We start from the raw sequence: 16,957 nt of genomic DNA on the forward strand, positions 1-16,957 counted from the left end.
CGTACTCGCCTCGGTCGTCTGTGGGCCCGCCTTCTCCGCGACCGGAAGTGGCTCTGCGCCGGACACGATCGGTGGGACGGGCCCGGCGACGGGTTCGCCCCACCGGTCGGCCGAGGGGGACTCTCGGCCGCGACCGGGGACCTGCGGCCCCTGTTCCTGAGACCGGGCGCGGGACACGCTGAAATCAGAAGACCGATACAGGAGGTGGGCAGCATGACCCGCACGATCACGGTGGGGATCGACGGTTCACCCGAGAGCCACGCCGCCGCTGAGTGGGCGGCCCGCGAGGCCGGGCTGCGCGACCTGCCGGTACGGCTGCTTCACGTGTGGGAGCCGGTTCCGGCGCCCATGGCAGAGGACCCGGTTCTCGGCACCGAAACCCACCAGTACTGGACCGAGCAGGTCCCACGGAAGATGGGCGAAGGGCTCCGGCTGCGCCACCCCGGTGTCGAGGTGAGCTGCGACCAGCGGTCCGGCCCACCGGCGAACACACTGGTCGAAGCGGTCGAAGAGGCGGAACTGCTCGTCCTCGGCTCCCGCGCCCTGAGCGGGCTCGGCGGATACCTCGTCGGTTCCGTCGGACAGTCCGTGATCGCCCACACCGAGATTCCCGTGGTCCTCGTACGGGCCGGTGAGATGGCCGCCGACGAACACGTCATGGATCCCGCCGGGATCCCGTCCGCGGCCACCGCTTTCCGGCCGGTCGTGGTCGGGATCGACATCGGCGGCTACGACGGCGACGTGCTCGCCTTCGCCTTCGAGGAGGCACAGCGCCGCAGGACGGCGTTGCACGTGGTCAGCGGCTGGCAGCTGCCGCCCTACTACCCCTACGTGCTGGCCGCCGGCTCCGTGCCCGACGAGGGGGTGGCCCGCAGGAAGGCGGCCGACCTCACCCGGGTGATCCTGCCCTGGCGACAGAAGTACCGGGACGTCGAGGTCGTCGAGGTGTCTCGCTCCGGCAGTCCCGCCCGCCATCTGGTCGACGTCGCACACGACGCGTCCCTGGTGGTCGTCGGCAGGCGCATCCGCCGCAACCCGTTCGGCGCGCGCATCGGCGCCGTCACCCACGCGGTGCTGCACCACGCCACCGCCCCCGTCGCCGTCGTCGCGCATCCCTGACGGTCCCCGTCGCGAGGAGGAGGCGTCATGTATCTGCCCCTGGTGGCCGGCGTGGACGGCTCTGAACCCAGCCTGGGGTCCGTCGACTGGGCGGCCGACGAGGCCGCCCTGCACGGAGTGCCCCTCCTTGTGCTCTACGGAGCGCTGTGGGAGCGGTACGAAGGGGCGGCGCTCGCACGTGAGTTGGGCAAGCCGTCCGCTCAGGTGCAGGCCGAGGACATCCTCCGGGCTGCCGCCCGGCGCGTCCGGCGTCGGCACCCCGACCTACCCGTCACCACCGAAATGGTGCCCGACGAGGCTGAGCACGCCCTGGTCTGCGCCGGACGCAACGCGTCCATGATCGTCGTGGGCAGCCGCGGCCGCAGCGGCGTCGCGGACAGGCTGCTGGGATCCGTCAGCCGGACCGTGGCCGCCGCGAGCGACTGCCCGGTCGTCGTGCTGCGTGGCAACCACGACAACCGGGCTGTCGCCGGACGGCACGGAAGGATCATTGTCGGTCTCGGCGACGCACCGGCGTCCGTCCTGCGGTTCGCCTTCACCGAGGCACGCCTGCGTCGCGTGCCGCTGACTGTCGTGCGGGCTTGGCGCTGCCCCGCCCACGAGACGGTTGATCACCCCCTGCTGACGGGGGAGCCCGCCCGGCTGTACGAGGAACGGGCAGCCAAGGAGCTGGAAGCAGCCCTGGAAGACGCACCGTCCGACATCACTGTGCGTCGGCACACCGCCGAGGGCCCGGCGCGCAGCGTGCTGCCCGCTGCTTCCGCCGAGGCCGCCCTGATGGTGATCGGCCGTCGCGCCCATGGACGGCTCGGCCGGGTCGCCCACTCCGTACTGCACCGCTCGGTCTGCCCGGTCGTCGTCGTGCCCGAGCAGAGGTGAGCCCGACGCCCGGCTACCAGGCCGTCGGCACCGGAGCGATGGAGCGACGGGGGACCGGTCGACGCAACCCGACCCAGGAGAGAGCAGAGACCGATGACGGATGACCTGGGGCGTCCCGCGATCCACGCCCTGCTGGCGGACGGCATCACCGTCCGTATCCGTGCCGTGGAACCCGAGGACCACGATCAACTCCATCGGCTCTACGAGGAGATGTCACCCGAGAACCTGCGGATGCGCTTCTTCGCCGTGAGTCCGCACTCCGCCGCCGTCGCCGCAGACCACGCCTGTGAGCCGCCCCGCCCAGGCCACCGGGCACTGGTGGCCGAGCTGCGCGGTCGGATCATCGGCCTCGCCGAGTACGACGAAGGGGAGGAGCGGGGATCGGCCGAGCTGGCCGTCGCCGTCGCGGACCGCTTGCATCACCACGGCGTGGGCACCCTGCTCGTCGAGCACCTGGCGTCCGCCGCCCGGGCCGACGGCCTTACGTGTTTCGTGGCCGAAGCCCTCAGCGAGAACCGGGAAGTGCTCCGTCTGTCTGTTCACCGACCTCGGGCTGCGCGTCACCCACCGCATGGACGGGCCCGAGACACGCTGCACCATCGCGCTCGACCAGGACGACACCTATCTGAGGGCGGTGGAGAATCGCGGGCGCACCGCGGACGTGGCCAGCATGGAGCCCTTGTTCAGACCGCAGACGGTCGCCGTCGTCGGGGCCGGCCGACGGCCCGGTTCCGTGGGACGCGCCGTGCTCCGCCACCTGCGTACCGGCAACTTCACCGGCCGGTTGTTCGCCGTGAACCCGCATGCCCACGCGCTTCTCGGCGTTCCGTCGTATCCCGCGGTCACAGCGCTGCCCGTCCCGCCCGACCTCGTCGTGATCGCCACCCCGGCCGCCGCCGTGCCGAGCGTGGCGGAGGACTCCGGGAAGGCGGGCGCACGTGCCCTGGTGGTCGTATCGGCGGGCCTTGACCCCACTCAGGCACGGGCGCTGCTCACCGTGTGCCGCACCCACGGTATGCGCCTCGTCGGCCCGAACTGCCTCGGTGCCGCCAACACCGACCCGGCGCTGCGGATGGACGCGACCCTCGCCGCCGCACATCCGAGCCGCGGGACCGCGGGTATCGCCGTTCAGTCCGGTGGTGTCGGCATCGCCCTGCTCGACGGGCTTTCCCGCCTGGGTATCGGGGTGTCGACGTTCGCCTCGCTCGGCGACAAGTACGACGTCAGCGGCAACGACCTGCTCCAGTGGTGGGAGAACGACGGCGTCACCGATCTTGCCCTGCTGCACCTGGATTCCTTCGGCAATCCGCGGGCCTTCTCCCGCACCGCCCGGCGGGTCACCCGCCGGATGCCGTTGCTGACCGTCGACGCCGGCCGCACCGACGCGGGCCGTCGTGCCGCCGCGTCCCACAGTGCCGCCGCGGCCACCGGCACCCTGACCAGACAGGCGCTGTTCACCCAGGCCGGCATCACCGCGACCCGCTCCATCGGAGAACTGCTGGAGACGGCAGCCCTGTTCCATGCCCAGCCTCTGCCCGTCGGGACCAGGGTCGCCGTCGTCACCAACGCGGGCGGAGCCGGAGTGCTGGCCGCGGACGCGTGTGCCGAGGCGGGGTTCGTCCTGCCCGCCCCCACCCCCGAACTGGTCCAGGACCTGCTTGCCGTGCTGCCCGACGGGGCAGCCGTCGGCAACCCGGTGGACGTCACCGCCGCTGTCGCCGAGGACGAGCTGCGCGATTGCCTCGGCCGGCTCACCGCCCACCGCGTTGTCGACGCCGTCGTGGTCGTCCTCGTCCCCACGGCCGTGGCCGCCGCGACCGGTGACGACCTGGTACGAGCCGTCACCCAGGGCCCCGGCAGACGGCGCATCCCCGTCGTCCTGGTCCGCCTGGAGCAGGACGTGCCCGTGCGCCTGCTGCCGGCCGCAGAAGGCGGAGCGATCCCCTCCTACGCCGCACCGCACGCGGCGGCACGCGCGCTGGCCCACGCCGTCCACCGGACGGCCTGGCTGGCCCGCCCGCCCGGCACCAGGCGGGTCCCGGACGGCATCGACGCCCAACGTGCGCACGCCCTGGCCGACGACTGGCTCACCGCACACCCGGACGGCGGCTGGCTCGGACCGCGGACGTGCGCCGAACTCCTGAGCTGCTACGGCATCCCCCAGTCCCCATGGGCCTGGGCGGAGACCGAGGATGACGCCGTACGTGCCGCGGACCGTCCGGGGCAGCCCGGACGGTCGGGTCGTCCTGAAGGCGTACTGGCCGGGACTGGTGCACAAGAGCGCGCAGCGTGCCGTTCGTCTCGATCTGCGGGGCGCTCCCCGGTACGGGGCGCCTACCAAGACCTCCGGACACGCTTCGCCGGGCTGATGAGCGGGGCCGTCGTGCAACCGCTGGCGGAACGCGGCACCGAACTGCTTGCCGGTGTCGTCCAGGACCAGGTCTTCGGACCGCTGGTCGTGTTCGAACTGGGCGGCACCGCCATGGAGGTGTTCGCCGACCGGGCAGCCCGTCTCGCTCCGCTCACCGACCTGGACGTGCACGACCTGATCACCTCACCGGGCTGCGCTCCCCTGCTCTTCGGCTCGGTCGGCTCGGACCCCGTCGACCTCGACGGCCTGGAGCAACTGCTCCACCGGCTCTCCCGGATGTCCGAGGACCTGCCGCAGCTGGCCGAGGCCAACTTCAACCCGGTCCTCGCGACATCCGGCGGTCTCACGGTCCTGGACGCCCGTGCACGCCTGCTGCCGTGCCGCCCGCAGGACCTCTATCTGCGCCGCCTCCGCTGAGACAGCGCGTGAGTAGCAGACCGACCCTCGAAAGAAGGTGAACCGCCATGCCGGAGAAGGTGCTCGTAGCCTACGGATCGACCAACGGGTCGACGGCCCGGATCGCCGAGACCGTCGCCGCGGTCCTGCGCGAGAGGGGCGTCGCGGCCGAGGCGCTGCCTGCCCGGTCGATGACGGATGTGAAAGCGTACGACGCCGTGGTGGTCGGCGGCGGGCTCTACGCGGGACACTGGCACAGGGACGCCCGCCGCTTCGTACGGAGGTTCCGCGGTGAGTTGCGGCTCCGTCCGGTTGCGCTTTTCAGCAGTGGGCCGCTCGACGGCTCTGCCCAGGAGCGGGACATCCCTCCTGCGCCGGGCGTCGAGCGGGTCATGCGACGACTGGATGTCACCGAGCACGTCACCTTCGGCGGCTGCCTGCGGGAGGGCGCCCGTGGGTGGGTCGGCGGCATGATCCTGCGGAGTGGCAAGGGCGGGGACTTCCGGGACTTCGCGACCATTGAGTGCTGGGCAGGCGGTCTGGTGGAGAAGCTTGCCACAGGTCGGACGGCGCGGCGGTAGCACGCGGCGCCGTGTGCGGCGTTCCAGGTGCCCGGGCTGTCTCGGGCCACCTGGACGGCCACGTCGCGCTGACCGCCATACCGACGGGGGAGCCCGGCCCGCAACGAGTGAATCCACCGTCAGGCAAGTGCAGGATGCCGGGTTGTGGTGTTCACTCCCGGAAGGTCGTTCGTGATCCAGTCGCGGATCAGATCCGCGACGGACTCGGCGGATCCGGGGTCGGCCAGGTCGCCCGTGGCGCCGGGCGCCACCGTGACGTGGTGCGGACAGTTCATCCAGTCGGCAGCGAGCCGGCTGAGGCCCGCGCCCTGGGGGTCGAGACCGCCGACCACGAACAGGGTCGGCGCCCGTACCCGGGCCAGTGCCGCAGGGCCGGCCAGCTCCGGTCGGCCGCCCAGGGAGACGACGGCTCGGATGTCGTCATCGGCCGCCGTCGCCCGCAACGCGGCAGGTGCACCCGCTTCGCTCCCGACGTAGCCCACGGGCAGTCCGGTTTCCCGGCGCAGCCAATGCGTCGCTGTTTCCAGGCGCCGGGCCAGCAGCACCACGTCGAAGAGCTTGTGCCGGTCACTTCGCTCCTCCTCGGTCAGCAGGCCGAGCAGGAGAGTGCCGATCCCGGCGCGGTGGAGGCGCGGGGCGGTGTACTCGTACCACGGACCGGGGCGACCGTCTCCGGCACTGTGGGCGATGGACAGCACGACGCGGGTCGGGGCGGGCAGGGAGAGCCGTGCGGTCAGGTGCGTCCGGCCGGCGGGCACCACCACCTGCTCCTCGCGCGGTCCTTCGGCGGACCACGTCGGTATTGGCCCGTGCGGCGCATCTGGCCTCGGGGTGCGGGGCCGGAGGAGGGCCAGCCGCTCGACGTCGCGAGGGGGGTGCCGATCGGCTTCCGCGCGGCTCACGGAGCGCATGACGCACCTCCTGGGTTGCGGTGGGTCGGTGGTGGCGGTTGCCACCGCCTGCACTGTCATTGCATCGCGCGCTCACCGGGCGGGGCAGAGGCAATCGGTCCCGACCAGCCGGGCCGACCGGCCCTGCTCGGAGGCCGACGGGGCCGGACACGCGGCCGGAGCACGTCCGGTTGCGGCTGGTCACTCGGAAGTGGCGCGCGTGCCGATACCAGGTCGGGGCCGACAGGCGGGGCGCGAGGGCCGACCGGCCCAAGCGCGTACGCGAACCTCGGGAGAGTCTGGAGTTGTGGAGCAATCCCCGTCGTACCGACGGTCGAGGGCTCGCCCGGCAGAGGCTGGTCAGCGAGGCCCCGGATGCTCCCGAGCGCAGAGAGGGTGAGCATCGCGATGAAGGGTTACGTGTTCCACGGGCCGGGCCGGTCCGCGTGGGAGGACATACCCGACCCGGACCTCAAGGAGCCCACCGACGCCGTGGTCCGGGTCGACGCCGTCACCATCTGCGGGACGGACCTGCACATTCTGAAAGGGGACGTTCCCGAGGTGCGCCCCGGCACCGTCCTCGGCCACGAGGCGGTCGGCGAGGTCGTCGAGGTCGGCACGGACGTGCGCACCGTACGTCCGGGAGACCGCGTCCTGGTGTCCTGCATCACCGCCTGCGGCAGGTGCCGCTACTGCCGTGAGGGCGTGTACGGCCAGTGCCTCGGCGGAGGCGGCTGGATCCTCGGCCATCTGATCGACGGCACACAGGCGGAGTACGTACGTGTTCCGTATGCGGACCTCTCCGTGCACCCCCTGCCCGGCGCGGTCACCGACCAGGACGCCGTACTGCTGGCCGACATCTTCCCGACGGCCTACGAGGTGGGGGTGCTCAACGGGAGCGTCCGCCCCGGGGACACGGTCGTCGTGGTGGGCGCCGGGCCCATCGGACTGGCCGCCGTGGCCACGGCACGGCTGTTCGCCCCCGAGCGCATCGTCGCTGTGGACGTGGCCGGCGCTCGGCTGGAGGCCGCCAGGAAACTCGGTGCCGACGCGGTGGCCGACGCCCGGGAGGCCCCGGAGCAACTGGTCGCCGACCTGACCGGAGGACTCGGCGCCGACGTCGTCATCGAGGCCGTGGGCATACCCGAGACGTTCGAGATGTGCACCCGCATGGTGCGCCCGGGCGGGCACGTCGCCAACGTCGGCGTGCACGGCAGGCCGGCGACCCTGCACCTGGAAGACCTGTGGATCAAGAACGTCACGATCACCACCGGCCTGGTCGACACCCGCTCCACGCCGACTCTGCTGCGCATGGCGGCATCCGGACGGCTTCCCACCGCCCAGTTGGTGACCCACACCTTCCCGCTGGAGCGCATGGAGGAGGCGTACGAGGTCTTCGCCGGTGCCGCGGACACCGGAGCACTGAAGGTGGTCCTCGGCGGTCCGCGCCGGGAAGTCGTCGCACCCAGGACGGTGTGACACGGCCCGTCCAGCACGAGACCCACAAGCGAGAGACGGCGGGCGGATGTACCGCAACGACGGGTTCCGGGAACTGAGCCGACAGGAGTGCCTGAGGCGGCTGTCGCAGGCCGACGTGGGCCGTGTCGTCTTCACGCGCGACGCTCTGCCGGCGGTGCTGCCGGTCAACTTCCTGCTGGAGCCGGATGGCGCCGTTCTGCTGCGTACCTCGGCGTCGTCCGAGATGGCCCGCGCCGTCGACGGCGCCGTGGTCGCCTTCGAGGGGGACGAGGTCGATGCCGCGTCACACGCGGGCTGGAGTGTCGTCGTCACCGGACTCGCTTCCGTGGTGACCGACTCCACCGATCACGACCGACTGACGAGGGCCGGCCCTCGTTCGTGGGTGGCCTGGCCGGACGAAGTGTTCGTCCGCATCGAGCCAGAACTGGTCACGGGACGCGAACTCCTGGGCGGCCGCACCATGTACGGGCTGTTCCTTACTTCATGAGCGGCGTCGGCGCCAGGCGGTACACACGTACCATCTATTGGGACGGGAGTGCGCGGCCGGACGCTGCATGCATCCGGCCGCGCACACCGTAGCCGGTTTCGTCAGGGCTGCGTAGCTGCGACGGTCTCACGGGGTCCGCCGCGCTCGATCCGGCACTCGACGTCGACGACACCCTCTACGGCGCGAACCAGTCGGATGGCGACGGGAACGAGGGCAGTGTCGCGGAACGGACCGGTGAGCGTCACCATGCCGTCGGAGACGGCCACCCGGACAGGCTGGGAGGGAGCCGGGAAAAGGTACGGCACGATTTCCCGGGCGACCTCCTCGGTGATCTCCTCGTCCGAGCGCAGGAAGACGCGCAGCAGGTCGCTTCGGCTCACGACGCCCTCCAGCAGCCCCTCGGAATTGACCACCGGCAGGCGCTTGACCCTTCGCTGAGCCATGATGCGGGCCGCCTCCGCCAGCGTGGCGTCGGGGTGGACGGTGACGGCCGGCGCGGACATCACGTCGGCGGCCGTCAGTCCGCCCGCCTTGGCCAGGTCGGCCAGGCGGCGCATCTGGGTGAACCGGTCCGGGTCGCTGTCGCGGAACTCCTCCTTGGGTAGCAGGTCGGCCTCCGAGACGACGCCTATGACACGTCCCTCACCCGCCAGCACGGGCAGGGCACTGACCTTCCACTGCTGCATGAGCGTGACGATGTCCTTGAACGGTGCGTCGCGGCCCACGGCCACGACGGTGTGCGTCATGACATCACTCACGACGCGCGGGCTGCTGTACAGCATGATTTTCCTCCTCTCGGGACGCGACACATGTGTCACAGGAGGCTTCCGCTCCCGTGGGGGCCGTACAGGTCGAGCAGCCGGATCCGGGCGGCGTGCAGCCGGTGGGCGACGACGTTGCCGACCCAGGTGGCGACCGTGCGGCCGAACACCGGATCCTGGGCGCACAGGGCACGGACGGCCTCGGCGTCGAACTCCCAGGCCCGTACCGGGGTCATCGCCTCGGCACCCAGATGCCACAGGTAGGGCGGGAAGTGCCAGGACCAGCCGACCAGTTCCCCGTGTCCCAGCGACTCGATGGCGGCGGCCCGGCGGCCTGGTACGCGGAGGTCGAGGGTGACGGTGCCGGTGCGGACGATCCAGAACCTGTCGGCACGACCGCCCTCTTCGAACAGTCGCGCGCCTGCCACGTAGGACACCTCGCGCGCGACTCGCATCAGTCGTTCACGATGTTCGACCGGGAGGCCCCCGGTCAGTGAGGTGGTGGAGGTCATCGTTGCGCTCCCTACTTCTCGGGGGCACGCGGCCAGGCAGCGTTCAGCGGTGCCTGCGTCCCGGACGTGAACCGGGTGGCGCGTCCTTCCCTGATTCCAGGCTGATCCTGTCCGGAGCCGTAAGCCATGGGCTGTCCGGGCCCGATCACCGGCCGTTCGGCCCTGACGTGCACGGCCCGGTTCTCTCGAAGCTGCCGCGAAGTGACGAACCTCGCGCCAGTGAAGGCGGTGAAGTCGGCGCGGGCCTGTTCGACGGCTTCCGGGTACGCTGCCCGTTCCTCGTGCTCGGCGAGCGCCCGGTAGATGCTGACGACGGACGGGCTCTGCCCCTTGTGCTTGCCGGTGGGGATGATCAGGGCGGGCTGGATCTGCTCGGTGGACTCGCCGTTCGCCCGCCCGCGGAGCCGGTGTGCAGCATGTCCTCGGTGATGACCGGCTTGCTCGGTGCCGGGAATGCGCACGTCGATGACGGTCAGCTCGTGCGGGCGGGCGTTGGCCTGGTCGACAGTGAGGGCGATGGTGGTGGAGCGACGGGGATTTTCCTTGGCCCGGCTGGGGTTAGCCCTTCATTAGGATACCCAAGGGGGTATCTCGAAGGAGTGTGGGTTGTGGAACTTGCGATGGCGGCTGAGGAACTGAAGACGGTGGTCAACCGGCTGCGCCGGGCGCAGGGCCAGATCGCCGGTGTGATCAAGATGATTGAGGAGGGGCGAGACTGCGAGGACGTCGTCACCCAGCTCGCCGCGGCGTCCAGGGCTCTGGACAAGGCCGGTTTCGCGATCATCGCCACAGGGCTGCAGCACTGCCTGACCGATGCGGACATGGCTGCTTCCGGTGATCGGGAGCAGATGCGCACCCGGCTGGAGAAGCTGTTCCTTTCTCTGGCCTGAGCTGTGGTGCGGCGACGCCGCATCACCCGCCTGGGTCGGAGCGGTTGGCCCACGGCCTGGCATATGAGAGGGGAGGGATCCCGAATCGGGTCCTTCCCCCTTCGCGGTGTGGTTCAGCGGTTGCGCAGTGCGGCCAGTGTGTTGTCGAGGTCGGCGGCGCGGGGGCGGTTGTGGGGGAGCTTGGCGAGCATGGCGGCCATGCCGCAGGTGTTGGTCAGGGCGGAGAAGACCAGACCGCCTGCGACGCCGGCGGAGATGAGCTGGAAGGCGGGGTGGACGACGAGCCCGAGCAGCAGGCCGAGCAGCACGATCACTCCTGCGGTGAGCCTCACCTGCCGCTCCATGCCCCAGGTGGCACGGGAGGCGCTCTGGGGGCGGTGGAGTTCGTGGCCGTCGGCCGCCCAGGCTCCGGTGCCTCCCGACAGAGTGGCGGCCCTGACGCCGTTCTCCGCGAGAATCTTGCAGGCGTTCTGGGAGCGGGCGCCCGAGGCGCAGACGACCAGGACGTCGCCGCGGTCGGTGGCGTGACGGATGTCGGGCAGCGCGCGCTGGATCTGGTCGAGAGGGATGTTGAGCGCGCCGGGGAGATGGCCGCCGACGTATTCGCCCGGGGTGCGCACGTCGATGATGGTCAGTTCGTGCAGGCGGGTGCGCGCCTCGTCGGTGGCGAGGGCCGTGGGGGTGGTCATGGCAGATGTTTTCCTTGCGTGTAGGCGTTTTGGTGGAGGCTGATCTGGCGGGAGCCGGACTGAAGGCGGTCCTGAGATGTGAGACGGGCTGGGGAAGCGCTCCCTAACCCTGTTCCTGAGCTGTTGACGGCCCTGGCGTTCAGATGATCACGTCGACGAGCATGAAGGCCGCCACCGCCAGCAGGACACTGGCGAAGATCTTCTGGAGGGTGGTGCCGGGGATCTTCGCCGCGAGGCGTTTGCCGTCCCAGGCGCCGAGGATCGCGGCTCCGGTGAACGGGCCGATGATCTCCCAGTGGAGCCCGCCCCCGGTGCCGGTGCGAGCGGCGAGCGCGGCGAGTGAGTTCACCGTGATGACGAGCAGGCTGGTGCCCACCGCCCGCCGCATGGCCAGACCGAGGACGCTCACCAGGGCGGGCACGGCGAGGAATCCCCCGCCGACCCCGAGAAAGCCCGTCACGGCGCCAAGGCCGGCACCGGCGCCGGCCGCCTTGCCGGGACGGACCCGGTCCGGCGGCCTTGACGCGGACGGCCGCAGCATGCGCAGGGCCGCCAGCGCGGCGATGAGCGCGAACGCCGCCGTCAGTACCGCTTCGGGAAGGCGTCCGGCGACGGTCCCGGCGAGGAAGGCGGGGACGATGCCCGCCGCGGCGAACAGCGCCCCCGTCTTCCACGCCACGTTTCCGTCACGGGTATGGGCGTACAGGGCGGCGGCGGAGGTGGCGGTGACGATGATCAGGCTGGCGGTGGTGGCGGCGGCCGGGGTGAAGCCGAGCAGGTAGATCAGTGCCGGTACGGCAAGGACGCTGCCACCACCGCCGAGGGCTCCCAGGGCGAGACCGATGACGGCCCCGGCGATGAGGGCGAGAACGAGTACGGTCACGCTATCTGGCCGCTGTTCCCGCGTCCGTCGACCACCGGATGCCCGGCGGCGGCCCACGCGTTCATGCCGCCCTCGACGTCCACCGTCTGCGCTCCGCGCTCGGAGAGGATCTTCGCGGCCTGCTGGGAGCGCTGACCGCTGCGGCAGATCACCACCAGCGGACGCCCGTCAGCTTCAGCGGGCAGGGCGGCGCCGGCGACCAGTTCTGTCAGGGGTAGGTGGACGGCGCCCGGGGCGTGGCCCGCGGCCCATTCGGGCTTCTCACGCACGTCCAGCAGGACCGCGTCAGGCCGGTCACCGCTGGTACGGCTGCGCGCCTCGTCGACCGTGACACGGGGCCCGTTTCGGCGAAAGAGGAACATCACACGCTTCCTTCCTTGCGGGGGGAGAGAGAACGGCCGGGTCAGCCGGAGGCCAGGGACAGCCCGGCATCCGCCGCAGCGTCGAAGCCGTCGTCGACGGCGACCACGGCACGGCCGGCGGCGTCCAGCAGGGAGGCGGCGATCGCCGCGCGCATCCCGCCGGCGCAATGCACCCACACCGTCCCCTCCGGCACCTCGCCGATACGGCCGTGCAGCTCGTGGATCGGGATGTGGACCGAGCCCTCGATGTAGCCGCCCGCGCGCTCGGAGTCCCGGCGCACGTCCAGGACGACGACTTCGTCGCGCTCACGGACACCGGCGAGATCGGCGAAGCGGGCGCGGGGGAAGGAAGCGAGCTGCTCGCCCTCACGCACCCAGCCGGCCGGTTCACCGGTGGCGGCGGCGGCCGGCCGGTCGATGCCCACCCGCGCCAGCTCCCGCTGCGCGTGGCTGATCTGCTCCGGGGTGTCGGCGAGCAGGGTGACGGGCTTGCCCCACGGGATCAGCCAGGCCAGGTAGGTGGCGAGCTTGCCCTCGCCCTCGAAGTTGAACGACCCGGCCACGTGCCCCTCGGCGAAGGCCATGCGGCTGCGCAGGTCCACCACCCACTCACCCGCCGCCAGCCGGGAGGCGATCTCGCCTGCGTCCGCACGCCTGGGCGGAGTGAGGTCGACGAGTGCGGGGCCGGCGGCGTTGGCCGGGCCCATGTGCGCGTAGTAGGCGGGCACATCCTCCAGTCCGGCGAGCATCCGGGCGACGAAGGTGTCCACGTCCAGGGTCAGCGCGTCGTTGGACTCGCGCTCCTTGCCGATCGTGGTCGCGTCACCCTCGGACTGGGAGGAGGAGCAGAAGCTGCCGAACCCGTGGGTGGGCAGCACCGGCACTTCGTCATCCAGCTCGGCGGCCAGGCGGTGGGCGGAGTCGTACTGGGCGCGGGCCAGCTGCTCGGTCAGCCGCGGCTCCACCAGGTCGGGGCGGCCCACCGTACCGATCAGCAGCGACCCGCCGGTGAAAACGGCCACACCCCGCCCGTCCTCGGACACGGCGTAGGAGGTGTGGTGCGGGGTGTGCCCTGGGGTGGCTATCGCGCGCAGGACCAGGCCCGCGTCCACGTCCACGGTGTCGCCGTCGGCGACGGGGGTGCGGTCGAAAGATACGTGCGCCCCGGCCGGCACCAGGTAGGCGGCGCCGGTGACGCGGGCCAGCTCCAGGCCGCCGGTGACGTAGTCGTTGTGCACGTGGGTTTCCGCCACGTACGCGATGCGCACCCCGCGGCGGGCGGCGGCGGCGATGACCTGGTCGATGTCACGTGGCGGGTCGATGACCACCGCGGCAGTGGGCCCGCCGGCCAGGTAGCTGCGGTTGCCCAGACCCTCGAGTTCCATGGTGTCGACGAAGAACACGGCTCACGAATCCTCTCGGATAATGTACCCCCGGGGGTATTGGTCATTCACTCTAACAGTGATACCCCGGGGGGTATTCCAGGAGAGGCGCCACCCGCAGGGCACCGCCTGGCCCCCTGCGGGTACCAGGCGGGGTATAGAGGAATCAGCCGTTCCGCACTATCCGGGAGTACCCGTGCCCTACGACCGCACCGTCCGCCTCGACGCCGACTTCGGCACTGCCGTCACCGCCGTACGCAAGGCCCTGGCCGACCAGGGCTTCGGCGTCCTCACTGAGATCGACGTCAAAGCCACCCTCAAGGCCAAGCTCGGCCACGACATGGAGGACTACCTGATCCTCGGCGCCTGCAACCCGCCGCTCGCCCACCAGGCCCTGCAAGCCGACCGCAGCATCGGCCTGCTCCTGCCCTGCAACGTCGTCGTCCGCAGCGACGGCGACACCACGCTCGTCCAGGTTCTCGACCCCGGCACCATGGTCACCCTCACCGGCCTCGCCACCCTCAAGCCCGTCGCCGACGAAGCCACCGCCCGACTGGACGCCGCGCTCAGCGCCCTGGCCGCCACCTGACCTCTCCCCCGTTCGGCATCTGGCCGACCCCGGCACGCCCCTAATGCATCTGCCGGCTTCCAGCCGGTCAGCCGGAAGCCGGCCGGCCTGCGGGCTTTCAAGGTGCCGATCCGGCCGCACTGGCCACCGTCGGCCGTGCGGTTTCCGCCGCGGGCGCGGTGCGGGGGCCGGGCAGCGGGGCCGCGGCGGCGAGGTCGAGGTGGGAGTTCGGGCTGGGTCCGGAACGACGCCGGCGACGCACAGCCGCACAGGGCTGTCCATCGTCGGCGAGATGAGGTCCGACAGGGCCGCGACGGCGTGGCCGGTTCATCTGCTGTCGCTCGTCCCGGCCCCTCCACGAGCTGGGCCAGGTCCGCTGCGCCGAGGCGCGCGTCGTCCGGGACGCCTCGCAGCTTCTGCAACCGGTCCAGCGCGTCTGCTGATCCCGCCCTGTCCACTCCCTACCCGCTGGCCGTCCTGGGTGCTCAGACGCAGGGCATGATCGGGTCGTTGCTCGCCCGGGCCCTGCGAGGTGCCCTCCCCGGACGGCAGGTCGCCGCGCTCGTCACCCACACCGTGGTCCGTGCGGGCGACCCGGCCTTCGCGCGGCCCACCAACTTCGTCGGCCAGGTGTACTCGCGGGAGGTGGCGCACGTCCTCGCCCGCAAGCGCGGCTGGCACATCGCCAAGGACACCACGGGATGGCGCCGCGTCGTCCCGTCCCCGGCGCCCGAGGCCATCGTGGAGACGGACACCGTCCACGCCCTGCTGAGCAGCGGAACGCTGGTCGTCTGCGCCGGCGGCGGAGGCGTCCCCGTCACGGCCGATCACGACACCGGGGCGCTGACCGGGGTCGAAGCCGTCGTCGACAAGGACTTCACCGCAGCTCTCCTGGCCGAGGAACTCAAGGCCGATCTCCTGCTCATCCTCACCGACGTCCCGAACGTGTACGCCGACTTCGGCACGCCTCGCCAACAGCCCGTGCCCGACGTGACCCCCGCGCAACTTCGGGACAGGGCCTTCCCCGAGGGTTCGATGAAGCCCAAGACCGAGGCCGCTGCCCGGTTCGTGGAACGGACCGGTGGCCTGGCCGCGACCGGAGCCCTCGACGCCGCGTACGCCATCGCCCACGGAACATCGGGGACGCTCGTACGACCCGAACTCCCCATCGGATGACAAGCAGCAGGCGGCGCACCGGGGGAGTCGGATCCTGGGACGGTCGGCTCCTGGCCAAGGACCAGTGGCCCCTGCTGTCACCGCCTGACGGGACCAAGACTCGAAGCAGCCTGAAGGAGGATTTCCATGACCCGCACCATCACCGTCGGACTGGACGGCTCGCCGGCGAGCCTGGCTGCCGCAGACTGGGCCGCGCACGAGGCACAGCTCAGGGACCTGCCTCTGAGGCTAGTGACCGCGTGGGAGTGGCAAGCCCCCGCCTTCGCACCTGCGACCGGACTCGGCGTGCCGGTGCCGCCGAGCGACCTGCAGCGGGCATCGGCACAGCACCTGCTGGCCCAGGCGCGCGCCCGCGCCGACGAAACTCGCCCCGGGCTGCGGATCGACACGGACGAGATCCCCGGCCTGCCCGTCCCGGCTCTGCTGAAGGCCGCCGAGGAGGCCGAGCTGCTGGTACTGGGCTCCCGCGGACTGAGCAAGGCGGCGGGATACCTGCTCGGTTCCGTCTCCCATGCCGTCCTGGCCTCGTGCGAGCGGCCCGTCGTCCTCGTCCGTGCTGCCGAGCACGGCGAAGAGGAGACGACGCCGGAGACCTCGGCAAGCGAGGTCTCCGCCGTCTCCGGCCACCGTGACGTCGTCCTGGGCCTGGACCTGGACAAGCCCAATGACGCGGTGATCGACTTCGCGTTCGACGCGGCTTCACGGCGCGCCGCACGCCTACGGATCATTCACGGCTGGACGCTGCCGCCCTACTACTACGGCGGCGCGCTCATGCCCGACCTGAACGACGGCATGGTCAAGCAGGTGCGGAGCGAACTGTCCGACGTCCTGCGACCGTGGCCGGACAGGTACCCCACAGTGGAGGTTCACGCGCAGGCCACGATCGGTGGTGCCGGGCGCCACCTGGTCGACGCCTCCTACGACGCCGCCCTCGTGGTGGTGGGCAGGCAGAACCGTCGGGCGGCGGTCGGCGCTCATATCGGTCCGGTGACCCAGGCGCTGCTGCATCATGCCGTCGCTCCGGTGGCGGTGATCTCGCACGACTGACCGAGAAGGACTGCCCAGGACAGCGAACTCAACGAGGGAGACCTCCCCCTGTCCGATCCTCAGCCCGCCTGTACGCGATGCGTGAGACACCGCCGCGTACAGGCGGGCTGTTTCATCGCCGGTGGTGGCCGAAGGTCCCTGTGGATTGGGGCTGTTGGGGCCCTGGGGTGTGGCCCTTCGGCGTCGGGTGCGGGGTGGTGGGGTCCGGGAGAGTGAGTGGTGTCAGGAACCAGCCGGATCTTCTCTGAAGGAGTCACTGTCATGGCCGTGCACCAGTCCACGCACCGTAGTTCGGGTTTCCGTCTGCCGTCGTTCCGCCGTAACGGCGTCGTTTCCGCGCCCAGGGCGGCTGGGTCGGTGGAGGCCGGCGCGCTTACCGCTCGGGCCTGTGTGTTCGCGTCGGCCCGGGTGCTGATGGGGTTCGTGTTCCTGTGGGCGTTCCTGGACAAGACGTTCGGGTTCGGTTACGCCACCGCGTCCGGGAA

At 71.3% G+C, this 16,957-nt stretch carries 16 protein-coding genes and 3 pseudogenes; 11 read left to right on the top strand and 8 right to left on the bottom strand.

All coding sequences use genetic code 11. The features are described from left to right. The first annotated feature begins 213 nt into the window (after window positions 1–213). The 4 genes and pseudogenes from ACGF5T_RS32185 to ACGF5T_RS32200 all read left to right on the top strand — a co-directional run bounded on the left by ACGF5T_RS32185 (window position 214) and on the right by ACGF5T_RS32200 (window position 5,346). Window positions 214–1,119: a universal stress protein gene (locus ACGF5T_RS32185; protein ID WP_366769224.1), complete on the top strand. Its 906-nt coding sequence runs from the start codon at window positions 214–216 to the stop codon at window positions 1,117–1,119. Between the two features lie 27 nt (window positions 1,120–1,146). After that, window positions 1,147–1,998 (top strand): universal stress protein, encoded by an 852-nt coding sequence (locus ACGF5T_RS32190; protein ID WP_366769223.1) that lies wholly within the window; start codon window positions 1,147–1,149, stop codon window positions 1,996–1,998. A gap of 93 nt (window positions 1,999–2,091) precedes the next feature. Further along, a pseudogene (locus ACGF5T_RS32195) lies at window positions 2,092–4,786 on the top strand (GNAT family N-acetyltransferase). A 47-nt stretch (window positions 4,787–4,833) separates the two neighbouring features. Then, a complete protein-coding gene (locus ACGF5T_RS32200; RefSeq protein ID WP_366769222.1) occupies window positions 4,834–5,346 on the top strand; it encodes a flavodoxin domain-containing protein in 513 nt (170 codons plus the stop codon). Window positions 5,347–5,465: 119 nt separating this feature from the next. Here ACGF5T_RS32200 and ACGF5T_RS32205 read toward each other — a convergent pair whose 3' ends face one another. Continuing rightward, window positions 5,466–6,110 carry an alpha/beta hydrolase gene (locus ACGF5T_RS32205; protein WP_366769221.1) on the bottom strand — a complete coding sequence of 215 codons (645 nt, stop codon included), beginning with the start codon at window positions 6,108–6,110 and terminating at the stop codon, window positions 5,466–5,468. Between the two features lie 534 nt (window positions 6,111–6,644). Between ACGF5T_RS32205 and ACGF5T_RS32210 the strand changes: the two genes are divergently transcribed. Further along, window positions 6,645–7,715 (top strand): zinc-dependent alcohol dehydrogenase family protein, encoded by a 1,071-nt coding sequence (locus ACGF5T_RS32210; RefSeq protein WP_366769220.1) that lies wholly within the window; start codon window positions 6,645–6,647, stop codon window positions 7,713–7,715. Between the two features lie 46 nt (window positions 7,716–7,761). Further along, window positions 7,762–8,202 (top strand): pyridoxamine 5'-phosphate oxidase family protein, encoded by a 441-nt coding sequence (locus ACGF5T_RS32215; RefSeq protein ID WP_366769219.1) that lies wholly within the window; start codon window positions 7,762–7,764, stop codon window positions 8,200–8,202. A 101-nt stretch (window positions 8,203–8,303) separates the two neighbouring features. On the opposite strand, the gene ACGF5T_RS32220 is transcribed toward ACGF5T_RS32215, so the two are convergent. The 3 genes from ACGF5T_RS32220 to ACGF5T_RS32230 are packed head-to-tail and all read right to left on the bottom strand — an operon-like array spanning window position 8,304 to window position 9,936. Further along, entirely contained in the window at window positions 8,304–8,984 is a 681-nt protein-coding gene (locus ACGF5T_RS32220; RefSeq protein ID WP_366769218.1) for a CBS domain-containing protein, read from the bottom strand. 32 nt (window positions 8,985–9,016) lie between these two features. Further along, the gene (locus tag ACGF5T_RS32225; protein ID WP_366769217.1) at window positions 9,017–9,475 is read right to left on the bottom strand and encodes a cyclic nucleotide-binding domain-containing protein; all 459 of its coding nucleotides are present in this window, start codon (window positions 9,473–9,475) and stop codon (window positions 9,017–9,019) included. Between the two features lie 11 nt (window positions 9,476–9,486). Beyond that, a complete protein-coding gene (locus tag ACGF5T_RS32230) occupies window positions 9,487–9,936 on the bottom strand; it encodes a hypothetical protein (protein WP_366769216.1) in 450 nt (149 codons plus the stop codon). A gap of 147 nt (window positions 9,937–10,083) precedes the next feature. Here ACGF5T_RS32230 and ACGF5T_RS32235 point away from each other — a divergent pair, with 147 nt between their 5' ends. Then, window positions 10,084–10,365, top strand: a complete 282-nt coding sequence (locus tag ACGF5T_RS32235) for a metal-sensitive transcriptional regulator (RefSeq protein WP_010358257.1) — start codon at window positions 10,084–10,086, stop codon at window positions 10,363–10,365. Window positions 10,366–10,478: 113 nt separating this feature from the next. Here the strand turns inward: ACGF5T_RS32235 and ACGF5T_RS32240 are convergent, their stop codons facing one another. The 4 genes from ACGF5T_RS32240 to ACGF5T_RS32255 form a co-directional block, all read right to left on the bottom strand. Then, window positions 10,479–11,054, bottom strand: a complete 576-nt coding sequence (locus ACGF5T_RS32240) for a rhodanese-like domain-containing protein (RefSeq protein WP_366769214.1) — start codon at window positions 11,052–11,054, stop codon at window positions 10,479–10,481. Window positions 11,055–11,193: 139 nt separating this feature from the next. Beyond that, entirely contained in the window at window positions 11,194–11,937 is a 744-nt protein-coding gene (locus tag ACGF5T_RS32245; protein WP_366769212.1) for a sulfite exporter TauE/SafE family protein, read from the bottom strand. Continuing rightward, window positions 11,934–12,299 carry a rhodanese-like domain-containing protein gene (locus tag ACGF5T_RS32250; RefSeq protein WP_366769211.1) on the bottom strand — a complete coding sequence of 122 codons (366 nt, stop codon included), beginning with the start codon at window positions 12,297–12,299 and terminating at the stop codon, window positions 11,934–11,936. The genes ACGF5T_RS32245 and ACGF5T_RS32250 overlap by 4 nt, the downstream gene beginning before the upstream one ends. Window positions 12,300–12,340: 41 nt before the next feature. Continuing rightward, on the bottom strand, window positions 12,341–13,702 hold the full coding sequence (locus tag ACGF5T_RS32255; RefSeq protein ID WP_366769210.1) for an MBL fold metallo-hydrolase: 1,362 nt from the start codon (window positions 13,700–13,702) through the stop codon (window positions 12,341–12,343). Between the two features lie 175 nt (window positions 13,703–13,877). On the opposite strand from ACGF5T_RS32255, the gene ACGF5T_RS32260 reads away from it, so the two are divergent. The 4 genes and pseudogenes from ACGF5T_RS32260 to ACGF5T_RS32275 form a co-directional block, all read left to right on the top strand. Next, window positions 13,878–14,270 carry a DUF302 domain-containing protein gene (locus ACGF5T_RS32260; RefSeq protein WP_366769209.1) on the top strand — a complete coding sequence of 131 codons (393 nt, stop codon included), beginning with the start codon at window positions 13,878–13,880 and terminating at the stop codon, window positions 14,268–14,270. A 411-nt stretch (window positions 14,271–14,681) separates the two neighbouring features. Further along, a pseudogene (locus tag ACGF5T_RS32265) lies at window positions 14,682–15,425 on the top strand (carbamate kinase); the annotation flags it as partial. Between the two features lie 126 nt (window positions 15,426–15,551). Then, window positions 15,552–16,472: a universal stress protein gene (locus ACGF5T_RS32270; RefSeq protein WP_366769208.1), complete on the top strand. Its 921-nt coding sequence runs from the start codon at window positions 15,552–15,554 to the stop codon at window positions 16,470–16,472. 261 nt (window positions 16,473–16,733) lie between these two features. Then, a pseudogene (locus ACGF5T_RS32275) lies at window positions 16,734–16,957 on the top strand (hypothetical protein); the annotation flags it as partial.

Source organism: Streptomyces sp. NPDC047853, assembly GCF_043204535.1.
GTDB lineage: Bacteria > Actinomycetota > Actinomycetes > Streptomycetales > Streptomycetaceae > Streptomyces.

What these genes read in the sequence shown, in the direction of transcription:
- ACGF5T_RS32185 (WP_366769224.1), top strand. Translation starts at nt 214, where the DNA reads ATGACCCGCACGATCACGGTGGGGATCGACGGTTCACCCGAGAGCCAC.
- ACGF5T_RS32190 (WP_366769223.1), top strand. Translation starts at nt 1,147, where the DNA reads ATGTATCTGCCCCTGGTGGCCGGCGTGGACGGCTCTGAACCCAGCCTG.
- ACGF5T_RS32200 (WP_366769222.1), top strand. Translation starts at nt 4,834, where the DNA reads ATGCCGGAGAAGGTGCTCGTAGCCTACGGATCGACCAACGGGTCGACG.
- ACGF5T_RS32210 (WP_366769220.1), top strand. Translation starts at nt 6,645, where the DNA reads ATGAAGGGTTACGTGTTCCACGGGCCGGGCCGGTCCGCGTGGGAGGAC.
- ACGF5T_RS32215 (WP_366769219.1), top strand. Translation starts at nt 7,762, where the DNA reads ATGTACCGCAACGACGGGTTCCGGGAACTGAGCCGACAGGAGTGCCTG.
- ACGF5T_RS32220 (WP_366769218.1), bottom strand. Translation starts at nt 8,984, where the DNA reads ATGCTGTACAGCAGCCCGCGCGTCGTGAGTGATGTCATGACGCACACC.
- ACGF5T_RS32225 (WP_366769217.1), bottom strand. Translation starts at nt 9,475, where the DNA reads ATGACCTCCACCACCTCACTGACCGGGGGCCTCCCGGTCGAACATCGT.
- ACGF5T_RS32240 (WP_366769214.1), bottom strand. Translation starts at nt 11,054, where the DNA reads ATGACCACCCCCACGGCCCTCGCCACCGACGAGGCGCGCACCCGCCTG.
- ACGF5T_RS32250 (WP_366769211.1), bottom strand. Translation starts at nt 12,299, where the DNA reads ATGTTCCTCTTTCGCCGAAACGGGCCCCGTGTCACGGTCGACGAGGCG.
- ACGF5T_RS32270 (WP_366769208.1), top strand. Translation starts at nt 15,552, where the DNA reads ATGACCCGCACCATCACCGTCGGACTGGACGGCTCGCCGGCGAGCCTG.